The 22,274-nt window shown below is 58.1% G+C and carries 18 protein-coding genes; all 18 read left to right on the top strand.

Features of this window, described 5'->3' with window-relative positions:
- Positions 1 to 35 precede the first annotated feature (35 nt).
- The 18 genes from HY868_13365 (at position 36) to HY868_13280 (ending at position 22,253) form a co-directional block, all read left to right on the top strand.
- Positions 36 to 488: a cell division protein FtsL gene (locus HY868_13365; GenBank protein MBI5303118.1), complete on the top strand. Its 453-nt coding sequence runs from the start codon at positions 36 to 38 to the stop codon at positions 486 to 488.
- Positions 489 to 495: 7 nt separating this feature from the next.
- Positions 496 to 2,226, top strand: a complete 1,731-nt coding sequence (locus HY868_13360) for a penicillin-binding protein 2 (protein ID MBI5303117.1) — start codon at positions 496 to 498, stop codon at positions 2,224 to 2,226.
- Between the two features lie 24 nt (positions 2,227 to 2,250).
- Positions 2,251 to 3,714: a UDP-N-acetylmuramoyl-tripeptide--D-alanyl-D-alanine ligase gene (locus HY868_13355; protein MBI5303116.1), complete on the top strand. Its 1,464-nt coding sequence runs from the start codon at positions 2,251 to 2,253 to the stop codon at positions 3,712 to 3,714.
- Positions 3,714 to 4,697 carry a phospho-N-acetylmuramoyl-pentapeptide-transferase gene (locus HY868_13350; protein MBI5303115.1) on the top strand — a complete coding sequence of 328 codons (984 nt, stop codon included), beginning with the start codon at positions 3,714 to 3,716 and terminating at the stop codon, positions 4,695 to 4,697. Before HY868_13355 ends, HY868_13350 begins: the two co-directional genes overlap by 1 nt.
- 40 nt (positions 4,698 to 4,737) lie before the next feature.
- Complete coding sequence (locus HY868_13345) at positions 4,738 to 4,923, top strand: DMT family transporter (protein ID MBI5303114.1); 186 nt, start codon at positions 4,738 to 4,740, stop codon at positions 4,921 to 4,923.
- A gap of 9 nt (positions 4,924 to 4,932) precedes the next feature.
- Positions 4,933 to 6,030, top strand: a complete 1,098-nt coding sequence (locus tag HY868_13340; GenBank protein ID MBI5303113.1) for a hypothetical protein — start codon at positions 4,933 to 4,935, stop codon at positions 6,028 to 6,030.
- A gap of 5 nt (positions 6,031 to 6,035) precedes the next feature.
- Positions 6,036 to 7,427, top strand: coding sequence for a UDP-N-acetylmuramoyl-L-alanine--D-glutamate ligase (gene murD, locus HY868_13335; GenBank protein MBI5303112.1), 1,392 nt, complete (start codon positions 6,036 to 6,038; stop codon positions 7,425 to 7,427).
- Positions 7,428 to 7,467: 40 nt separating this feature from the next.
- Entirely contained in the window at positions 7,468 to 8,679 is a 1,212-nt protein-coding gene (locus HY868_13330; GenBank protein MBI5303111.1) for a cell division protein FtsW, read from the top strand.
- Positions 8,588 to 9,706: an undecaprenyldiphospho-muramoylpentapeptide beta-N-acetylglucosaminyltransferase gene (gene murG / locus HY868_13325; GenBank protein MBI5303110.1), complete on the top strand. Its 1,119-nt coding sequence runs from the start codon at positions 8,588 to 8,590 to the stop codon at positions 9,704 to 9,706. Before HY868_13330 ends, murG begins: the two co-directional genes overlap by 92 nt.
- Positions 9,703 to 11,058, top strand: coding sequence for a UDP-N-acetylmuramate--L-alanine ligase (gene murC, locus HY868_13320; protein ID MBI5303109.1), 1,356 nt, complete (start codon positions 9,703 to 9,705; stop codon positions 11,056 to 11,058). Before murG ends, murC begins: the two co-directional genes overlap by 4 nt.
- On the top strand, positions 11,055 to 11,906 hold the full coding sequence (locus tag HY868_13315) for a hypothetical protein (GenBank protein ID MBI5303108.1): 852 nt from the start codon (positions 11,055 to 11,057) through the stop codon (positions 11,904 to 11,906). The genes murC and HY868_13315 overlap by 4 nt, the downstream gene beginning before the upstream one ends.
- Positions 11,891 to 12,805: a UDP-N-acetylmuramate dehydrogenase gene (murB, locus tag HY868_13310; GenBank protein MBI5303107.1), complete on the top strand. Its 915-nt coding sequence runs from the start codon at positions 11,891 to 11,893 to the stop codon at positions 12,803 to 12,805. The genes HY868_13315 and murB overlap by 16 nt, the downstream gene beginning before the upstream one ends.
- A gap of 81 nt (positions 12,806 to 12,886) precedes the next feature.
- Entirely contained in the window at positions 12,887 to 13,999 is a 1,113-nt protein-coding gene (locus tag HY868_13305; GenBank protein MBI5303106.1) for a D-alanine--D-alanine ligase, read from the top strand.
- A 189-nt stretch (positions 14,000 to 14,188) separates the two neighbouring features.
- Positions 14,189 to 15,004 carry an FtsQ-type POTRA domain-containing protein gene (locus HY868_13300; protein MBI5303105.1) on the top strand — a complete coding sequence of 272 codons (816 nt, stop codon included), beginning with the start codon at positions 14,189 to 14,191 and terminating at the stop codon, positions 15,002 to 15,004.
- Between the two features lie 146 nt (positions 15,005 to 15,150).
- A complete protein-coding gene (gene ftsA, locus HY868_13295; GenBank protein ID MBI5303104.1) occupies positions 15,151 to 16,389 on the top strand; it encodes a cell division protein FtsA in 1,239 nt (412 codons plus the stop codon).
- A gap of 212 nt (positions 16,390 to 16,601) precedes the next feature.
- A complete protein-coding gene (gene ftsZ, locus HY868_13290) occupies positions 16,602 to 17,714 on the top strand; it encodes a cell division protein FtsZ (protein ID MBI5303103.1) in 1,113 nt (370 codons plus the stop codon).
- Positions 17,715 to 18,073: 359 nt separating this feature from the next.
- Entirely contained in the window at positions 18,074 to 18,565 is a 492-nt protein-coding gene (nrdR, locus tag HY868_13285) for a transcriptional repressor NrdR (GenBank protein MBI5303102.1), read from the top strand.
- A gap of 166 nt (positions 18,566 to 18,731) precedes the next feature.
- Complete coding sequence (locus HY868_13280; GenBank protein ID MBI5303101.1) at positions 18,732 to 22,253, top strand: ribonucleoside reductase class II; 3,522 nt, start codon at positions 18,732 to 18,734, stop codon at positions 22,251 to 22,253.
- Positions 22,254 to 22,274 lie beyond the last annotated feature (21 nt).

Below are 22,274 nucleotides of genomic sequence, written 5' to 3'. Positions count from 1 at the left end.
CCGTTGCTTTGCAACAGGGGAGGGGGAATAGTTGTATGCCTGAACCGATTCAACGGCACGACGAACAAACGAATCCGAATCCATTTGGTTTGACCAGCGCGCGCCTGGCGATGATCGGCGCGATTGTGCTTGCGTTCTTTTGGGTGATGTACGTGCGACAGGCGAGTCAGACGACCTTGACCGGGCAACGCGCGTACGAAATTCAACAAGAGACCGAGCGCATCAAGCGCGAAAATATGCAATTGGAAATTGACATCGCCGCGTTGACCGCGCCAGCGCGCATTGCGGAACGCGCGCGGGCGTTGGGCTTGCGTCCGACGCTGCCGTCCCAGGTTCAGTACATGGTCATCAAGGATTTTCCGACCGAGAATCCGCAACCGTTGACGAGTTGGCAGACCTTGCCGGTTGCGCGCTCGACTACCTGGTTGGAAGCGGTGCGCGTCAACCTGGGCTTGTCGCCGCGTCCACCGACTTTAACCGGTCCGTGAGGTTTGGATGTCCGCACAAACGTTGCCCCGCGCACCAGCGCGCATGCGCTTGGCGCTTTACGTTCTCGCCGCGGTGGGGGTCATCCTCGCCGGGCGTTTATTCTATTGGCAGATCATCGAATGGGATAAACTGAACGCGCTTGCGATCAAACAACAAACGATCAATACAGAAATTCCGCCGCATCGCGGTAGTATTCGCACGAGCGATGGATTGTTGCTCGCGGCGGATCGGTACTTGTATTCGGTTCGCGTGACGTACAAAATGACGCGCGACCCGCAAGATCAAATCAAAATCGCGGGCGAGTTGGCGGCGGTGCTCGGTCAACCGATCGGCACGGTGGTGGGCAAACTCCAGTCCGATAAACCGGACTGGCTCGCGCGCGACGTGACCGCGCCGGTGGGCGAAGCGATCATCGCGCTCAAAGAAAAATACAAACTGACGAATCTGGAAATCGAGACGCGCCTCACGCGCTATTATCCAGCCGGCGCGCTGGCGGGACCGGTCGTTGGGTTTGTGAACGTCGAGCGCAAGCCCTCGTCCGGCGTTGAAGCATCCTTGCACAAGGAACTGACCGGCAAGCCGGGCAAGTTGAACGCGGTCGGCGATGCGATGCGCGATGTGATTCCGTTCGACGTGCCGGCGAACATCGCGGCAGAAGATGGCGCGGATATTACCTTGACGATTGACGCGACGATGCAGCGCATCGTCGAAATGGAACTGGCGAACGCGCTGCGTGCGACGCGCGCGGCGAGCGGTTCGATCATCGTGCTCGACCCCAAGACCGGCGCGGTGCTCGCGCTCGCCGTGTTGCCCTCCGCCGATCTGAACGCGTACTATGAACCGGCGAATCAAGACCGATACAAGAACACCACGGTGAGCGCGTTGTACGAACCTGGGTCGGTGTTCAAGGTCATCACGCTCGCCGCGGCGTTGGATGCGCGCACGGTGACGCCGGCGACGGTCTTTGAGGATATCGGTTATATTGATTTCGGCGGCGCGCACATCGAGAATCACGACAAGAAGGCGTACGGTCGCGTAACCTTGACGGACGTGATGCGCCACTCGCTCAACGTCGAAGCGGTCAAGATGAGCGTCGGGATGGGTGCGGAACGCTTTTATCAATACGTCCGCGATTTTGGTTTTGGCTCGATCACGCGCATCGAACTGATGCCCGAACTGGCGGGCGATGTCAAATCGCCGGGCGACGGCATCTGGCGCGATGTCGAACTCGCGACGAATGCGTTCGGGCAAGGAATTTCGGCGACGCCGCTGCAAATGGCGCGCGCGATGGCGGCGGTGGCGAATCAAGGCAAATTGATGCGCCCGTACATCGTCAAAGAAGCGCGCGAATCGTCCGGTCGCCGCAACGTGGTTCAATCGCAATCGGTGCGCCAGGTGATTCGCCCGGAGACTGCGCAGATCGTCACGCGCATTCTCGCGGACTCGATTCTCGCGGAATCGTCGAACAAGGCGCTTGTGCCGGGGTATCGCGTCGCGGGGAAAACGGGGACGTCGCAAATTTCCGGCATCGGCGGGTACGAAAAAACCGGGACGGTCGCGTCGTTCGCAGGTTACTTGCCGGCAGATGATCCCAGGTTTGTGATTCTCGTGAAGCTGGATCGCCCGCAAACCTCCGAATGGGGTTCGCAAGTTGCGTCGCCGGTGTTCGCCGAAGTAGCCAAGCAGTTGGTCGCGTTGGTGGGTCTGCCGCCGGACGCGGTGCGGTTGGGCAAATAGTTAGGCAACAGTGAACAGTGAACAGTGCTAACACTTGCCGATATTTTCCAGGCATTGTTGAACATGCGACCAGAGGGCGCGCAGCGAATCGCGATTCCGCACGTGGTCGTGGATTCGCGGCAGGCGCGGGCTGGTTCGTTGTTTGTCGCGCTCAAAGGTGAAACGCGCGACGGTCACGATTTCATCGGTGATGCGTTGGCGCGCGGCGCGGCGGCGGTGTTCGCCGAAGCGCGCGCCGCGGGGCTGGGGCTAGGTCCGAGTGTGCACTTGTATGATCTCAATCAAATCGGTGCTGCCGGGTTGCAACCTAGCCCCACGCCCCTCGTCCCCGCCGTTTTCATTGCGCCGTCGAGTTTGGGCGCGCTGCAACAGCTCGCCGCGTTTTGGCGCAAGCAGTTCGCGCAATGCCAGGTCGTCGGCGTGACGGGAAGTGTCGGCAAAAGTTCGACCAAGGAATTGATCGCCGCGGTGTTGCGGCAACGTTTCCAGACACTCAAGAGCGAAGGCAATCTGAATAACGAAATCGGTTTGCCGTTGACCTTGTTGCAGTTCGACGAATCGTACACACGCGCGGTGCTCGAAATGGGGATGTACGCGATTGGCGAGATTCGCGAGTTGTGCGCGATTGCACAGCCGCGCATTGGCGTCGTGACGAACGTCGGTCCGTCGCACCTCGAACGCCTGGGCAGTCTCGAAAACATCGCGCGCGCGAAAGCCGAACTGGTTGAGGCGTTGCCGGAAAATGGCGTCGCGATTTTGAACGGCGATGACGAACGCGTTATCGCGATGCGCGAACACACACGTGCGCGCGTGATCTGTTATGGTTTGAATCCGCGTTGCGATGTGTGGGCGGACGAGATTGAAAGCCAGGGACTAGAAGGCATCGCGTTCGCGTTGCATCACCGCGACGAGGTTTTGCATGTGCGCGTGCCGCTCCTGGGTCGGCACAGCGTTCACACCGCGCTCGCGGCGGCGTGCGTTGGCATCGCGGAAGAAATGTCCTGGGATGACATCGTGCGCGGGCTGGGCGATGTCGCGGCGCAGTTGCGTTTGATCGCGGTGCCGGGCGAAAACGGTACGACACTGCTCGACGATTCGTACAACGCAAGTCCGGCGTCGTCGCTTGCCGCATTGAACCTGCTCGCCGAGTTGAGCGGACGCAAAATCGCGGTGCTCGGCGATATGCTCGAACTCGGCGAAATGGAAAAGCGCGGTCACGAAATTGTTGGCGGACGCGCGGCGCAAATCGTGGATGTGTTGATTGCGGTCGGCGCACGCGGCAAGTGGATTGGCGAAGCGGCGCGCGAATCCGGCATGTCGTCCGATCGCGTGTTCTTTGCGGACGATAACGCGCACGCGATTCAACTCGTGCGCCAGGTCGCGCGCGAAGGCGATCTGATTTTGATTAAAGGTTCGCGCGGCGCGGCGATGGAAGCGATTGTCGCGGCGCTGGCGAAACCGGAAAATGGGTACGCGGGAAAACACTGATGGCATGGGCATTGACTCTCGGCACCATTTCGTTTTTCATCGCCGTCGTGTGGGGTGGTCCGCTGATTCGGGCGCTCAAGGCGTACAAACTCGGCAAGCAGATTCGAATTGACGAGCCGACCAAGCATCAAGTGAAAACCGGCACACCGACGATGGGCGGGATTATGGTGCTCGTTCCCGTGGTGCTGATTACCGGCGCGCTAAACATCGCGAATTTATTGGGCAACACGTTCATCGGGCGTTCGATACTCGTGCCGATGACGACAATGGTGCTGTTTGGCATTCTCGGCGCGATTGATGATCTCGAAGGAATTCGCGGCAAGCGCCAAGGCGATGGGATGCGCGGGCGCGTCAAGTTTGCGTGGCAAGTCGGATTCGCGTTCGTCGTCGCGCTCGCGTTGCATTTCGTGCTCGATCTGCGAAGCATCGCGATTCCCGGCATCCCGGAAAAAATTGACATCGGACTGTTCTACGTTCCGATTGCAATGTTCTTCATCGTCGGTTTTTCGAACGCGGTGAATCTCACCGATGGTCTCGATAGTCTCGCCGGGTGGACAAGCGCGATTGCGTTTGTATGTTACGGCGTCGTCGCGTTTTTGCAGGGACAGGTGTACCTCGTCGTGTTCTGCTTTACGGTCGTCGGCGCATTGCTCGCGTTTTTGTGGTACAATGCTCATCCCGCCGAGCTGATTATGGGCGATATGGGCGCGCTGGCGCTCGGTGCGACGATTGCGGTCGTCGCGCTGATGACTGGGCAGTGGGTGCTGTTGCCGCTCATCGGTCTGGTGTTTGTCGCGGAAGCATTGTCGGTGATGATCCAGGTTTCGTACTTCAAGTGGACGCACGGCAAACGTTTTTTCAAAATGGCGCCGCTGCATTTGCATTTCGAGTTGCTGGGTTGGTCCGAGACCCAGGTCGTGCAACGGTTCTGGCTCGCGGCGTTGCTCGCGGGAATGCTGGGGATTGCGTTGGCGTTGCTGTAGTGGGGTAGTGCGATAGTGGGGTAGTGCGATAGTGCGATAGTTGTGGCGCATCAAGGAGGACACAACCGCGAATGATCTAAATGTGCTCAGCATCATCGGGCAGTTGAAAATGGGAATCCTCATTGACCATTTCGGTTTGTTCGGCACAGTGATTCGTCCGGTAAATTTTTCACGCGTTGCGACGGTCGGGTTGTTGATTGCAGTTGGGTATTTGATGGTGAGGTGAGGATCGCGATTGTTCACAGGGCAAATTATTATGATATTCAAACTCAATAAGGAAACGCAAAATCTCGAATCCTTTAGATCGAGTTGGATACCAAAAGAACTCGAATTAGAGAAATACCTACTTCCTCAGAAGGATTCAGATCAACTTATTTTGGAGCCCTCTGTTTTTGGGGAAGAGTTACTTTTGGTCAGTAACCAAGTCAAAACACGGGAGAAGAAGAGGTCCGATATTTTGGCTCTAGACCGTGCTGGCAATGCCGTCATAGTAGAGATCAAGCGCGATGTTGGGACACTCGGAGTGGAAACTCAGGCACTTCAATATTTGTCTGATTTCTCGTCGTATCAAGGACAGAATTTCATTGCACGCTTTGCGAAAAAAAACCAATCATTGGAAGAAAATATTCGAAGATTTCTTGGCGGCAATATTCCGATAGAAAATATCAACCGTCATAGCCGTGTCATTCTAATGGCTCGTAGCTTTGACCGTTCACTTTTCTCAATGGGTGAATGGCTCTCAAAAAGTGGTATCGCGTTTCGTTGTATCGAGTACACGCCTTTTGAAATCAACAACGAATTTTTCTTGAGTTTCTCTGTGGCGTTTGACCATTCTTCGGAACTTGCATACCCTCTGACTTTCCAGAGCCAAGCACGTGAACCAGGTTATTTCTGGCATAATATTGGCTTTGCCCAAGATGATTGGTGGGCATGGTTGGTCAGGAAAAGGCAGATTAGCACGGGTTTTAGCAATCAAGCCGGCGATGAGGGAGAGCAAATCCTGAAAAGTTATGTTGCGGGTGATGTGATTATAGCTTACGCTAAGGGTAAAGGTGCGGTTGGATGGGGCAAGGTTGAAAACCCTAACACCTACCATCTTTTGACTGCCGGCGATCCGGATGATCGGTTGAAGGGTACCCACTTGCACAGACTCCAAATTGCTTGGAAAGCCGTTGCACCACATTTGGACCAAGGGATTCGTCCAGAAATTCTACGCAAGGATTTTGGAATTTATCATCCGATAAGTACATCGGTGAGCATAGATGGCGATAAAGGAAGAAAACTAATCGTCCTATTGAACCAGAAGTTTGCAGCGTCGCCAAAAAAAGAGTAGGGTTGATGATTGACCTGCTCAATAAACGCGTCCTCGTTCTCGGTCTCGGCGTGCACGGTGGCGGGTTGGGTGTCGCCAAGTGGCTGGTTACACAAGGCGCGCGCGTAACCGTTACCGATTTGAAACGCGCGGACGAATTGCAATCGTCGTTGAAGGCATTAGACCAATTACCAATTACTTTTGTTTTGGGCGAACATCGCGAGCAGGATTTTCTCAACGCCGATTTGATCGTCCGCAATCCCGGCGTGCCGCGCGAATCGAAATGGTTACAATTCGCGCGCGAGCACAACATCCCGGTCGAAATGGAAATGGGGTTGTTTGTGCAAAAGTTGCCACGTGGCGCGGCGCAAATTGTGGGAATTACGGGAACGAAGGGAAAAACCACAACCACCTTGATGACCGGCGAAATTTTGAAACGCGCGAATCCGAAAACGGTCGTCGCCGGCAACTTGCGCGTGAGCGCGCTCGAATTGCTCGACCAGATTGACGCGGATACGCCAGTCGTGCTCGAACTGTCGTCGTGGCAACTCGAAGCATTTCCGCCGCATCAAATCAGCCCGCACATCGCGGCGATCACGAATATTTTTCCGGATCACCTGAATCGTTATCGCGATTTCGACGATTACGCGGATGCCAAACGAATTATTTTTCAGTATCAACAGCCGGGCGATTTTCTCGTTTTGAACTTTGACAACAAAGCGTCCACAAAACTCGCGCGCGGATTTGGTACGCTTGTATGGACAAGCTCTAGCCACGTCCTTAAGGGCGTGGCTGGGAGCGCGTGCCGTGAGCGTGAGTGGCTCGTGTGGAAGTGGGACGGCGCGACGCACAAGGTTCTGCGCGTAAACGATTTGCGTATGCCCGGCGAGCACACCCTCGCGAACGCGCTCACCGCGATTGCGCTGGCATCGCTCGCCGGCGCGACGCCGGAGCAGTGCGCGGACGCGTTGCGCGAATTTCGCGGTGTGCCGCATCGCCAAGAGTTCGTGCGCGAGTTGAACGGCGTGCGTTACATCAACGACACGACGGCAACCGCACCGGCGGCGACCATCGTCGCGATTGAAACGTTCGCGCCGAGCGCCACGGGCATCGTGCTCATCGCCGGCGGCGCGAGCAAATCGCTCGCGTTCGACGAGCTGGCGCGCGTGATCGCGAGCAAAGTGCGCGCGGTAATTCTGCTCGAAGGCAGTGCGACAGACCAACTCGCGAGTGTGTTATCGAACGAAATCATCGCGGGACGTTTTGACAATTTGGAACGCGCGGTTGCGCGCGCGCGTGAAATCGCGCAAGAAGGACAAGTCGTTCTGCTTTCGCCGGGCTGCGCGAGCTTCGGCATGTTCGCGAACGAGTTTGAACGCGGGGAGCAGTTTAGACAAATAGTCAACAGTCAACAGTAGACAGTTTTCTGGCGACAGACGACAGACGACTGGAGGATCAATGACCGCACAATCAAACACACGACCACTCGGTTCGATGTTCAAAATAGATTTCGTCCTGTTCGGCATCGTCGGCGCGCTTGTCGCGGTTGGCTTGGTGATGGTGTGGAGCGTCACCTTCGGTCCGCGCGTCAGCGCGGGGAACGACCCGATGACGGCGGTGATGAAGCAAGGTCTGTTCGCGGTCATCGGTCTCGTCGCGCTGATCGTGTTCTCCCAACTCGATTATCATTTGTGGGGCAAGCTCGCGTTGCCGATGATGGCGGTCACGCTGCTCGTGCTCGGCGCGTTGCTCGCGCTCGATCCCAAGTTCGGCTCGCGGCGTTGGTTGTTCGACGGCTCGATTCAGCCGGGTGAAATCGCGAAATTCACGATCATCGTTTACATCGCGAAATGGTTGTCGTCCAAGGGCGACAAATTGCGTCACATCACGTATGGCTTGTTGCCGTTCGCGGTCATCGTCGGGATCGCGTGCGGATTGATCGTGTTGCAACCGAACCTGAGCACCGCGATCATTATCGCGCTCTGCGCGCTCGCGATGTTTTTCATCGCCGGGGCGGACCTGGTTCAATTCGCGTTCCTGTTGATCGTGGGCGGCGTGACCGGCTCGGTCATCGTCTACAAAATGCCGCACGCGTTCGACCGCTGGATCAAGTTTGTGCAAGACCCGCTGTCGCTCGGCGACGAAGGATTGCAAATCGCCGAGACCTTGATCTCGTTGGGCACTGGCGGTTTTGTTGGACGCGGGCTGGGCGCGGGGCTGGGCAAGTACGGCTGGGTGCCTGCCGCGCACACCGATAGTATTTTCGCGATGCTGGGTGAAGAAACTGGGTTGCTCGGTACGCTCGCCGTGCTCGCGCTGTTTCTCGCGCTCGCGTATCGCGGCTTTCGCATCGCCGCGCGCGCCAAGGATCCGTTCGGTCAAGTGCTTGCGTCGGGTTTGACGTTCTGGTTGATCTTTCAAGCGTTCGTGAATGTCGCCGTCGTTACCGCGAGCATCCCATTTACCGGCGTGCCGCTCCCGTTCATTTCGTACGGCGGCTCGTCGTTGGTAGCCACACTCGTCGCGGTCGGTGTGTTGCTCAGCATTTCGCGCGGCGAAACTACATCGAAGGAAGCGAATGCGTCTTTTGATTTCGGGTGGCGGCACGGGGGGACACGTGTACCCCGCGTTGACCGTCGCCGACGCGATGCGGAACCGCGCGCGCGTTGAGTTGATGTACCTGGGTCGCGCCGACAGCGTCGAGTCGCGTTTGGCGGAACGCACGGGCATTCCGTTTCGCGCGATGGAGACTGGGCAGGTGCGCGGCATGTCGCCCTGGATTGCCGCGCGCAGTTTGTGGCGAATGTATCGCAGCGTCGGCACGGTGCGCGCATTCATCCGCGAGTTTCAACCGAACGCGGTGTTTGTGACCGGCGGCTACGTCAGTGCGCCGGTGATTTGGGCGAGTGCGGCGGAAAAAATTCCGAGCGTGATCTATTTGCCCGATCTCGAACCGGGCTGGGCGATTCGCGCGACTGCGCGCTGGGCGACGCGTGTCGCCGTGTCGTTTCCGCAAGTCGAAAAACATTTCGCGCGCGGCAAGGCGGTGGTGACCGGATATCCGGTGCGTTCGGCATTTTTTCAAGTAAATCGAAACCAGGCGCGCGCGAAATTCCAACTCGACGCGCACGCGCCGACCGTCGCGATTTTTGGTGGCAGTTCCGGCGCACATCACATCAATCAAGCCGTCGTCGCGAATCTCGATGCTCTCGCGCGCATCGCGCAGGTGATTCACCTGACCGGGCGCGCGGATGAATCCTGGGTCGGCGAGCAGGTCGTGAAATTGCCGGACGCGTTGCGTCAGCGTGTGCGCGCGTTCGGCTATCTCGACGACGATGTGCCGGACGCGCTCGGCGCGGCGGATGTCGTGGTGGCGCGCGCGGGCGCGGCGACGCTCGGCGAATTTCCGGCGCTCGGCTTGCCGGCGATTCTCGTCCCCGGTCCGTACGCCGGACTGCATCAAGAACGCAACGCCGATTTTCTCGTGACGCGCGGCGCGGCGCGCAAGATCAACGATGCCGCGCTCAAAGACGAATTACTGCCAATGCTCAAACAATTATTTGCGGTACCGGAAAAATTGAACGCGATGCGCGACGCGATGCACGCGCTCGCGCAACCACGCGCGGCGGAGAACCTGGCGGATTTGTTGCGAGAAATCGCAATTCGCAATTCGCAATTCGCGGGATCGCAACCATGACCCAACGCGTTCACCTCGTTGGCATTGGTGGCATCGGCTTGTCCGCGATTGCGCGAGTGTTGCTCGCGCGTGGCGAGGTGGTGTCCGGCTCGGATTTGCAGGCATCGCCGATCACGGACGAACTCGCGCGATTGGGTGCGCGGATCAGCATCGGGCATCGCGCGGAAAATATCGGCGAGGTGGATCTCGTGCTCGCCACATCCGCCGCGCCGGAGGACAATCCGGAAATCATCGCCGCGCGGCGACGCGGGATTCGCATCGCGCGACGGTACGATTTTTTTCCGGAACTCACCGCCGGCAAAACGACGATTGCGATTGCGGGCACGCACGGCAAGACGACGACGACCGCGATGATCGCGGTGATTCTCGCCGATGCCGGACTCGACCCGGACGCGATTGTCGGCGGCATCGTGCCGGAGCTGGGTGGCAATGCGCGCGCGGGGCAGGGCAAATATTTTGTCGTCGAGGCGGACGAGTACGATCGCGCGTTCCTGGGTTTGCGTCCGACGATTTCTGTTGTCACGAGCATCGAGATGGACCACCCGGACAAGTTTCGCGATCTGGACGATGTGACGAGCGCGTTTCGTGAATTTATCGCGCTGACCCCGGTCTATGGCTGGGTGATCGGGTGCGGCGATTCGGAACGCGTCGCGCGCGAGTTGGAGGGAGCGCGGGCATGGGCAGTGCGTTACGGCTTCGACGCGGAGAACGATTGGAGCGCGAGCGCGATTCGATCCAACGCGGATGGGGGGAGCGATTTCACGGTTTGGCTGCGCGGCGAACGCATCGGCGATTTTCGTTTGCGGATCCCGGGCAAGCACAATGTGCTGAACGCGCTTGCGGCACTCGCGGTGGCGCATCTCGTCGACGTGGATCTGAACGCGGCGAAACAAACCTTGCGTCATTTTCGCGGCGCGGCGCGACGATTCGAAATCAAAGGCGAGTTTAACGGTGTGACGATGGTGGACGATTACGCGCATCATCCGACCGAAATTCGCGCAACGCTCAACGCGGCGCGCCAACGTTTTGCCGGGAAAAATATCTGGGCGGTATTTCAACCGCACACGTACACGCGCACGCAAGCCCTGCTCGACGAATTCGCGCAAGCGTTTGCGGACGCGGACCACGTCATCGTCACCGAGATCTTCGCCGCGCGCGAACGCGAAACGCGCGGGGTGAGCGGCGCGGACATTGTCGCGCGGATGTCGCATCGCGACGCGCGGTTTCTCGCGACCCACGATGAATGTGTCGCGTATTTGCAAGCGCACCTGCGCGCGGGGGATGTGCTAATCACGCTCGGCGCGGGAGATGGATACCGCATCGGCGAGCGCGTAGCTGGGGGCACGCTATGATTGATATCGTCCATTTTCGGAGTTGGGTTTTTTGGTGGGGCGCATTGACCGCCAGTATGTTCATTCAAGACTGGCTGAACCAAATCGCCGCGTTCTTTCGCGCGCCCGACATCTTCGATAAAACGAAATTACCGTTCAGCGTCATTCCCGGTCTCAACACATGGATCAACGATGTTGCAACACGCATTCCGCAAAGCGTCGAATTCAAACCGAATCAAGTAATTCTGATTGCCGGACCGGTCAAGGTCGAAGGGTGGATGCTCGCGATTCTATTCGGCGTTTTGATCTTATTGCTCGCGTTTCGATACTATCGCCACGCGTTACGCTCCAGCGCCTGGTTCGACGATTTCTTTGCGATTTTTTTGGTCTACCTGGTTTTGCGGATCGAAGAAAATATCCTGGCAATTTCGAGTGTGCCGATCTTGTCGGGCGTGCGCGACTTTTTGAAAAATCCGACGTCGGCGTTCGTCACACTCTTAATCCTTACCTTGTTCTTGGTTTTCTTCGGTGAGGGCTTTCGCAGCAAGCACGCGTTCTGGCGCGCCATTGCCGAGATCACCCTGGTCGCGCTCGTGTTGTATCCCGGCGAAGCCGCCGGCGCGATCGCTTGGGTCATCGAAGGGTTTGCTAATTTTGGCGCGTATCTTGGAGACAGCCGCAATCTCAATTTCGCCGCACTGTGGGGGCTGTTTGGGATGGGCTTGGCGTTGCAACGCATTTTCGTTCCACAACCCGGTGAAACCGGTGGCGGTGGCGGTGGCGGTGGCGGCGGTGGCGAGAAAGGTGGCAAAGGTGGCGGCGGTGACGGCGGTGGTCTCAAGTTGAAAATGCCATGGAAACGCGCCTAGCCGCTCTGCGCGAGGCGCTGGGCGCACGCGCGCAAGTGAAAGCGCCGCTTGCGCCGCGCACGACGTTTCGCGTTGGCGGTCCCGCCGATTTGCTCGCCGAAGCGAAAACGCTGGACGAGTTGTTCGCGTTCGTAAAACTCGCGCGGCAAAATAATGTTCCGATTTTCATCCTGGGCAATGGCTCAAACATTCTGGTACGCGATGGCGGCATTCGCGGACTCGTGATCGAAAATCACTGCGCGAATTTTTCGCTGGATGTTACAAATTCAGAACGCACGATTCTGCGCATCGAAAGCGGCGCGTCGCTCCCTGGTGTTGCGAATCGTCTCGCGCGGCAAGGATGGTCGGGATTCGAGTGGGCGATTGGCGTGCCGGGCACGTTCGGCGGCGCGATTGTCGGGAACGCCGGCGCGCATGGCGGTTGCATCGCGGACAACCTTGTGCACGTCACGATTCTCGACGCGGCGGGCGCGATGCGCGAGTTACCCAAGACGGATTGCGCGTTCGAGTACCGTTCGAGCCGGTTCAAACGCGGGCGCGATGAAATCGTGCTGCGCGCGGATTTCGAGATGAAACACGACGACCCAGCCGCGTGCGTCGCGCGGATGAACGAGTACACCGAACGTCGTCGTCGTTCGCAGCCGACCGAAGCGAGTGTCGGCTCGATGTTCAAGAACCCGCCCGGTGATTACGCGGGGCGATTGATCGAGCAAGCCGGACTCAAGGGCACGCGCATCGGCAATCTCGAAGTGTCACGCGTGCACGCAAACTTTTTTGTGAATCATGGCGGCGCGACGGCAGGCGATGTTCTGCAATTGATCGAACTCGTGCGCGGCAAGGTGCGCGATGTGTTTGGGATAGAGTTAGAGTTAGAGATAGAGATCGTTGGCGTAGGATGATATTTGCGATTTGCGATTTTTGATTTTCGATTGCTCCGCGCGCCAAATCAAAAATCGCAAATCGCAAATCGAAAATCAGAAATGGCAAAGAAAATTCGGGTCGGCATCATCTTTGGCGGCAGGTCCGGCGAGCATGAAGTTTCGCTCGCATCGGCGCAAGGTGTTGCGCGCGCGATAGACCACGAGAAATACGATGTCGTGATGATCGGCGTCACTAAACAGGGACGCTGGCTCGCGGGCGACAAGGCGCTGGCGCAACTCATCGCGGCGAGTCCATCGCTCTTGCTCAAATCCGGCGAAGCAGTGAACGACGAAACGGTCGCGCTCAATGGTAAATCGCTCGTGCCGACGACGACCGAGGCGTCGCCGCTCGGCGCGATTGATGTTGCGTTTCCGCTCATTCACGGACCGATGGGCGAGGATGGCACGGTGCAGGGTTTGCTCGAACTCGCGGATATTCCGTACGTCGGCGCGGGCGTCGCGGCGAGCGCGGTCGGGATGGACAAGGCGTTGATGAAAGCCATCTTTCACGCGGAGGATTTGCCGATTCTCGATTGGATGGTCGTTCTGCGCCGCGACTGGGAACTCCGTCCCGAGGATACGATTCGGCGCGTCGAAGCCGAGTTTGGTTATCCGTGCTTTATCAAACCGGCGAACCTGGGTTCGAGCGTCGGCGTGAGCAAGGCGCACAACTGGGACGAACTGACCCAAGCCCTGACGACCGCGGCGCAGTACGATCGCAAACTCATCGCCGAACGCGCCGCGCAAGACGCGCGCGAGATCGAGTGCAGCGTGCTCGGCAATGACGAGCCTATCGCTTCGCTGCCGGGCGAGGTCGCGCCGCATCGCGAGTTTTACGATTATGCCGCCAAGTATGACGAGACCGCCGGCACCGATTTGATCGTCCCCGCCGATTTGCCGCCGGATGTGACGCGCGCGGTGCAGGGCTTGGCGGTGCGCGCGTTCAAAGCGATTGACGCGAGCGGCATGGCGCGCGTAGATTTTTTCATCGAGCGCGCGACGAACCGAATTTTTGTAAACGAAATCAATACGATTCCGGGGTTCACGGCGGTTTCGATGTACCCGCGCATGTGGGAGAAGAGCGGCGTGCCGTACCCCGAGTTGATTGATCGCCTGATTCAACTCGCGCTCGAACGCCACGCCGACAAAAAACGTTCCAAATCGGAATATTGAGTAATTTATCGAGACTGGAACATTGTTGCCGGAAAGATCGGAAAATTTACCGCAGAGGCGCAGAGAACGCAGAGTTGTTGGAGAAAATTTCTCTGCGACCTCAGCGCACTTTGCTCGCTTCGCAGTCTACGTTAAGACTGATTTTCGGTTGCAATACTACAGTGTCAATTTGCCGACTATAAACTCAACATGAGTCCAACCACACCGCTTCAACGTCAAAACAACCGGCGCGCGCCAACGCGCCGAACGAATACGCGTACGCGCTATCAAATTGCCGCGCCGCTCGTCGCGCCGCGTGCGTTTCCGGTGGTAGGCGTGTTGACCCAGGTTCCGCGCGTCAAGTGGTTCGCCTTGTTGCTGATCACGGTGTTGACCGCGCTCCTCGTATTGTTCTTCAACACCGATTGGTTTTATGTGTACGATGTTGAAGTGTCTGGGATGAGGTCGCTCACGCGCAAAGAGGTCGAGAAGGCAAGCGGGATTGTCGGCTGGAATATCTTTTTCATCGAGCCGAGCCAGGTGCAGACGTACGTTGCGACCTTGCCCGAAGTGAAGGCGGTCGAGGTGGGCACCGCCTTGCCGAACCGTGTGACGATTCACATCGTCGAGCGGCTACCGGAAGTGATTTGGATTCGCGGCAACGAGAATTACTGGGTCGCGGATGATGGCATGATTATGTTGGCGCGTGCGCCGCGTCCCGAATTGGTGGTGATACGTGATTTAGATTTCCGCGCGATGGTGATCGGCAAACGCGCGCCGCTCGACGCCTTCGCGGCGCAGCGCGCGTTGCGCCAGGTGTGGCGCGATGCGCCGCGCGCGTTCGACTGGTCACGCGCGCGCGGACTGGCGTTCACCGACGAGCGCGGCTGGAAAATCTATTTGGGCGACGCGAGCGAAATGGCGGGCAAACTCGCGCGCTATCGCGCGCTCGTCGCGACGTTGATCGCGCAAAACAAGCGCGTGAATTTCATTGACCTGGGAAAAGGCGATCCGTTTTATCAGTGATGGATGACCGGCTGTTTTTTGTGATTTGTTAATGTTGGTGACTGCACAGACTTGCCACAGGGAAATAAGGGAAACAAGGGAAAAACCAGAATTCCTCTGTGACTGATATTGGACAGGACTGGGCAGTTGTCATTGTGGAGCGAACTATGACGACACCGATTGCGGCTCTGGATATTGGCACGACGAAAACGTGTGCGTTGATCGGCGAGATCAACGACGCGGGTGTGACGCGCATCCTGGGTTGCGGCGTCGAACCCTCGCGCGGAATTCGCAAGGGCGTGGTGACGGATGTGAAGGAAGCGTCGCTCGCGATTGCGGGGGCGATGCAACAAGCCGAGCGCGTCGCGGGCATCGCGATCCCAGAGGTGTACGTCGGCATCGCGGGCGCGCACATCCAGTCCACCAATTCGCGCGGCGTGGCGGGGATTCACGGCGGGCGCGGGATCCTGTCTGAAGATATCGCGCGGGCGATGGAAGCCGCCGAAGCGATTGCGGTCCCGCAGAATCGCGAAATCATTCACGCGATTCCACGCGGATACATGCTCGATGGACAGGACGGTATCAAAGACCCGTTGGGGATGATCGGTTTTCGTTTGGAGGTCGAAGCGCATATCGTGACCGGCGCGATCTCCTCGATCCAAAATTTGGTCAAGGCAGTCGAAGGCGCGGGACTGCGCGTGATAGACCTCGCGCTCGAACCGATTGCGGCAGGGCAAGCCGCGTTGACGACGTCGGAAAAAGAAATGGGTGTGGTGCTCGCGGACATTGGCGGCGGCACGACCGACATCGCGATTTTTATTGACGGGAGTGTGTGGCACACGGTCATCTTGCCGACGGGCGGCATTCACATCACGAACGATCTCGCAGTCGGTTTGCGGACGCCGTTCGACGCGGCGGAAGAAATGAAAGTGATGTACGGTCACGCGGATCCGAATCAAATCGCGGATACGGAATTGATTGACGTTGCCGCGTTCGGCGAAGAGGGCAGGCGCACCGTCTCGCGTCACGACATCGCGGAGATCGTGCACGCGCGAGTGGATGAAATGTGTCAGATGATTCTTACCGAGGTCAAGCGTTCGGGGTACGATAATTTGTTGCCCGCGGGCGTCGTGTTGTGCGGCGGGACGGCGGAACTTGCCGGCATCAAGACGATTGCGCGCGAAGCGTTGCAAATGCCGGTGCGCGTCGGCGCGCCGCGCGATCTCGAGGGCTTCACCGATCGCGTTTCCGCGCCGGCGTATGCGACCTCGGTCGGTTTGTTGCAGTGGGGCTGGCAAGAGTCGCTGCAAAATTCAAATGTGAAAGCATCGCGCAACGGACACAGCAAAGGTGGCAATCCGTTGGGGCGACTGTTTGGGTGGACAAAGCATTTGCTTCCAGAATGAAAAATTAGCAAAAGGGGCTTGACAGAAGGGTTTTGTTGGGGTAAAATCTCATCACCTATACAAAATCTCGGTGTTTTTTGCCGCTTTTGCCACTAGATGTGGGGGTGCTTATGGGTACGCCAAAGAACGTTGTGGTTGACGTAAAAGGGCAGTCGCCGAGCCAAAAGCCAGTTGAATCGCGCGGGCACGACGCGCGCAAGGAGGCGAAAGCGATGTTGCCGGAAAAAGGGAACGGCGCGGAAAGTTTCGCTGACATCAAAGTCATCGGTGTTGGCGGCGGTGGCACGAACGCGGTCAACCGCATGATCTCCGAGGGTTTGCACGGCGTGACGTTCCTCGCGGTCAACACGGATGGTCAGGCGTTGATGCATTCGCGCGCGCCGCAGAAAATTCGCATCGGCGATAAACTGACGCGCGGCTTGGGCGCGGGCGGCGATCCAGGCATCGGCGAAAAAGCCGCGGAGGAATCTTCCGAAGATTTGTACGACGCGCTCGTCGGTTCCGATATGGTTTTCATCACCGCGGGGATGGGCGGTGGCACGGGCACCGGCGCCGCGCCGGTCATCGCGCGCATCGCAAAGGAAGCCGGCGCGTTGACGATTGGCGTCGTGACCAAGCCCTTTACGTTTGAGGGTCCACGTCGTCGCGGCGCGGCGGATGATGGGTTGAACAAACTTAAGGATTCGGTGGATACGCTCATCATCATCCCGAACGATCGCTTGCTCGAAGTCGCGGACAAAAAAGTGTCGCTGCAAAATGCGTTCCGCGTCGCGGACGATGTGTTGCGGCAGGGCATTCAGGGCATCAGCGAACTCATCACCGTCCCAGGTCTCATCAATCTCGATTTCGCCGACGTGCGCACGATCATGGGCGCGGGCGGCGCGGCGTTGATGGCGATCGGGCGCGCGACCGGCGAGAATCGCGCGATTGCCGCCGCCGAAGCGGCGATCCAAAGCCCGTTGCTTGATGTGCGAATTGATGGCGCGCGCGGCGTGTTATTCAACGTCACTGGCGGCGAAGACTTGACTTTGCACGATGTGTACGAAGCCGCAGAAATCGTGCGCCGCGTTGCCGATCCCGATGTAAATTTGATTTTTGGCGCGGTGATCAATCCGGAAATGAAAGACCAAGTCCAAGTGACCGTGATCGCGACGGGATTTAGCACCAACGCGAAACGGCAGACTGGCTCGGGGCAAGCGGCGAGTAACGTCGTCGTTGCGCCGGGCCGCAAAACGATCGAATTCCCAATGATGGCGGCGCGTCCTCCTGCCAAAGAGGACGAACTCGATATTCCCTCATTTCTGCGTCGTCGCGCGCAGTCGTAACTGGCACACATCGAAAATCAAGCACACGGTTCATCGCCGTGTGCTTTTTTTGTTGCGCGGAAATTGATCGGCGAATTTTTTGGCGAACGTTTCTTTTGCCATGATCGCCCGAATGGAGTAGTATTCCTTTCCTACCCAGTCCCAACACCCAGCATGACGTTAAGATTTCGCAACCACGCGTATTTTTTAAGGAAAGACTATTGCGTCACAAAACAACTTGTGCTACACTGTCTCCGCACAACAAGTGGTGTTGTACGGATGTTCGACACAATCGGTTGGGGTTAGATTAGCACAATCGTTGCTCAAGTCAGCATCAAACTCCAGTTTCTTGTGCAATTTTTATCTTCGCAGAGGTCCCTATGCAGTGTCCATACTGTGGCAAGCCCGAAAACAAAGTGATTGACACGCGCGAATCCGACGAGAGTATTCGCCGCCGCCGGCAGTGCCTGCACTGCAACAAACGCTACACCACGTACGAGCGCATCGCGCAAACCGGGTTGATGGTCATCAAACAGGATGCGCGGCGCGAAGCATTCGACCGCCAAAAATTGATGGGCGGCATCGTCAAGGCATGCGCCAAACGCCCCGTGCCGATGGAAGCCATCGAAGCGATGGTGGATGAAATCGAAATGCAATTGCACGCGCTCGGCAAGCCCGAAGTGGACTCGCAGAAAATCGGGCAGATGGTGATGGAACGCCTCCGCATTCTCGACGATGTCGCGTACGTTCGTTTCGCGTCGGTGTATCGCCGCTTTGCCGATCTCGATTCGCTCGCGAACGAGATTCAACGCCTCAAAGAGCGGAAACAACGCGAAGCGGAAGAGCGCAATCAAGTGCGCTTGGGACTGTAACTGCTATGCTTGTTTCTTCTTCGTACTTCCTCGTTGTCGTCTAATCAACGTCTGCAAACCTCTGAGGGCGGGCAATCCTCACGCGGTTTGCCCGCTCTCGCTTTTTGTACGAACCATTGCACGTCGAACTGTACGTCGAATCCCAATGTTCCAAAAAGGAGTTGGAATGACCCAGTCGCTCGATACGAATGTGCGCGTCATGTCGTCCGCGCCCGCGCGCCGTCCAATCAATCTTACTCCGAACGCGCGCGTCGTGCTCGAGAAGCGGTACCTGCGGCGCGGTATGGATGGCAAACCGGCGGAAACGCCGGAAGAAATGTTCGACCGCGTGGCGCGCACGGTCGCCGAACCGGAATCACTCTACGGCGGCGATGTCGCCGCGATGCGCGAACGATACTATGAACTGTTGACCGACCTGCGTTTCTTCCCCAACTCTCCCACGTTCACCGGCGCGGGCACACCCCTGGGACAACTGGCGGCGTGTTTCGTTCTGCCGATCACGGACGACATGGGGCGTGATTCGCGCGGTATTTTTTCGACGCTGCGCGCGGCGGCGTTGATTCAACAGACTGGCGGCGGCAACGGTTTTTCGTTTTCGCGTTTGCGCCCGCGCGGTGATCGCGTTGCGACGAGCGCGGGTGTGGCGACGGGTCCCGTCGGTTTTTTGCGCGTGTACGACACCGCGTTCGGCGAGGTGGCTCAGGGCGGCACGCGAAGGGGCGCCAATATGGCTGTCCTTCGCGTGGATCATCCGGACATTTTCGATTTCATAAAGTGCAAGACCGATGAAGGCGCGGTGTGCAATTTCAACATTTCGGTTGGCATCACCGACGCGTTTATGCAAGCCGTCGAAAGCGACAGCGATTTCGATCTGGTCAATCCGCGCGATGGCAAAGTGTGGCGCACGGTGCGCGCGCGCGAATTGTTCGATGAAATCGTCAAGCACGCGCATCACAACGGCGAACCTGGGATGTTATTTCTCGATGCGGCGAATCGCAGCAATCCTGTGCCGCATCTGTACGAGTTGGAAGCGACGAATCCGTGCATTACTGGTGAGACGCTGGTTTACACTGAGAACGGTTTGCGCCGCGCGGATGAACTGGCGAAACAAAATGTGCCGATGCGCGTTGCGACAGATGGGCGTTTTGGCATGGACTCATTGATGTCTTCATCACCGATGTTTGCGACCGGCGTCAGAGACGTGTATCGTTTGATGACGCGCGAAGGGTACGAACTTCGTCTCACCGCGAATCATCGCGTGATGACGGCACGTGGCTGGGTCGCCGCGTGCGATCTCAACCCGGGAGATCGTGTTCACATCCTGAATCGTCGGGGCGGATTCGGCAACACAGGTTCGCTCAATGAAGGACGCATCCTGGGTTGGCTCGTCGGTGATGGGACGGTTAACGCGATTCGCGCGGTGTTGTCTTTCTTCGGCGAAGAAAAGCGCGAATTGGCGCCGATGTACGCGCGCGCGGTATCGAATCTCGTTGAACGCGCCGATCAGCGACGCGCATACCCGGTGGGCGTTACACACATCGCGCCACGTGACGAGGCGCGCGTATCGTCGGAGCGTTTGAGGGAGTGGGCGGCGCGACAGGGTCTGATGGAAAATAAATTACAAGTGCCGGCGTCGGTGTTCGGCGGCTGTGAAGAAATGCAGCGCGGCTTCTTGCAAGCTCTGTTCACCGCTGATGGTCAAGTGAATGATGGCGGTGATAAAGGTTGCTCGGTGCGTTTGAGTTCGAGCCACCTACCGTTGTTAAAAGATACGCAACGACTCTTGTTGAATTTTGGCATCGTCAGTCGCATCTACGAACAGCGTCGCGCGGGCGGTTACCGTTTGATGCCGGACGGCAAAGGCGGCAAGAAGGCGTACTATCATCAGCCCCAACACGATCTTGCGATCAGCAAAACAAATCTGATTCGCTTTGCGAATGATATTGGATTTTTAACTGAAGCCAAGCAGACCAAACTGGCAAATTATCTGAGCCGAATGACGCGCGGTCCATATGTCGAGTCGTTCATGGCAACGGTCGAAGCGGTCGAGTCAGACGGACGCGAAATGGTGTACGATTTGCAACAACCTGAGACGCATTCGTTCGTCGCGAATGGTCTAGTCGTCCACAATTGCGGCGAACAATGGCTTGGCGAGTACGAAAATTGTTGTCTCGGCTCGATCAATCTCGCGCAGCACATCACGCCGGACGATCAACTCGATTGGGTGAAACTGCATGCATCGGTGGAAACCTCGACGCGTTTTCTCGACGATGTGGTGGACGCGAACAAGTACGTGCCGGCTGTGCCGGAGCTGTCCCAAGCCGCGCATCGCGCGCGGCGCATCGGGCTGGGCATCATGGGCTTGGGCGACGCGATGTACCGGCTCGGCGTGCGCTACGGCTCGCGCGCCGGCGAGGAATTTGCCGCGCAAGTGATGGAGTTCGTTCGTTATTACACGATGCAGACGAGCATCGAACTCGCGCGCACGCGTGGCGCGTTCCCGGCGATCAAGGGTTCGATTTACGATCCGCATCATTTGCAGTGGACGCCGCCGCGTTCCATCGAACCGTACACGCGCGATTTCGGTCGCCCCGCGCTCGACTGGGACGCGATTGTCGCGGGCATTCACGCGCACGGGATTCGCAATGCCGCGCAAACGACCGTCGCGCCGACCGGCACGATTGCAACCGTCGCCGGCGTCGAGTCATATGGCTGCGAGCCGGTCTTTGCGCTCGCGTACACGCGCCACGTCAACGACCAGGGTAAAGACCTGGAACTCGATTACGTCAGTCCGCTGTTTGAACGCGCGTTGATTGAGGCGCGGGTAGATGAGGTGACGCGCAAAAAGATTTTCGAGCGCGTCCGTTTGACCGGCACGTGCCAGGATGTGGACCTCGCGCCGGCGAAAATTCGTGACACGTTCGTCGTCGCGAGCGACATTACGCCCGAAGAACACGTGCGCATGCAAGCCGCGATGCAAGCGTTCGTAGATAACTCGCTTTCCAAGACGATCAACTTTTCGGAAACCGCGACGATGGACGATGTGGCGAAAGCATATTTCCTCGCGTGGCAACTCGGCTGCAAGGGCATCACCGTGTACGTCGCCGGCACGCGCGACCAGGTCGTGCTCGAAACGAAAGAGACCGCGCTGAAGAAAGGCAAGGTCGAGCCGACGCCTGATTATGTCGTCGCGCAAAAGAAACCGCGCGAACACACCTTGATCGGACAAACCTACAAGATCGAAACTCCGCTCGGCGGCGCGTACGTGACGGTGAATCGCAACGGCAACGGCGAACCGTTCGAAGTGTTTTGCAACGTCGGCAAAGCGGGGTCCGACACCGCGGCAGTGAGCGAAGCGATTGGGCGGCTAGTGTCGCTCGCGTTGCGGTTGCCGTCGCCACTCACGCCGACCGAACGACTCGAAGAAGTGGTCAAGCAGTTGTCCGGCATCGGCGGTGGACGACCGATGGGATTTGGTTTGCAACGCGTGCGCTCGTTGCCCGACGGCATCGCGCAAGCGTTGAGCGAAGACCTGGGCAAGCCGCGTATTGCGGAGGATTCGCCCGTGGATACAAAACAGTTGCAGTTGTTCAAGATTGGCGACTTGTGTCCATCATGCGGGCACGCCTCGTTTGTGAACGAGGAAGGGTGCCGCAAGTGTTACAGTTGCGGACATAGCGAATGCTGAACAAGACCTGGAAGGTTTCCG

It is taken from the genome of Chloroflexota bacterium (genome assembly GCA_016219275.1).
Classification (GTDB): domain Bacteria; phylum Chloroflexota; class Anaerolineae; order UBA4142; family UBA4142; genus JACRBM01.
The sequence above is the reverse complement of the archived record's forward strand: the minus strand, read 5'-3'. Positions and strand labels throughout refer to the sequence as shown.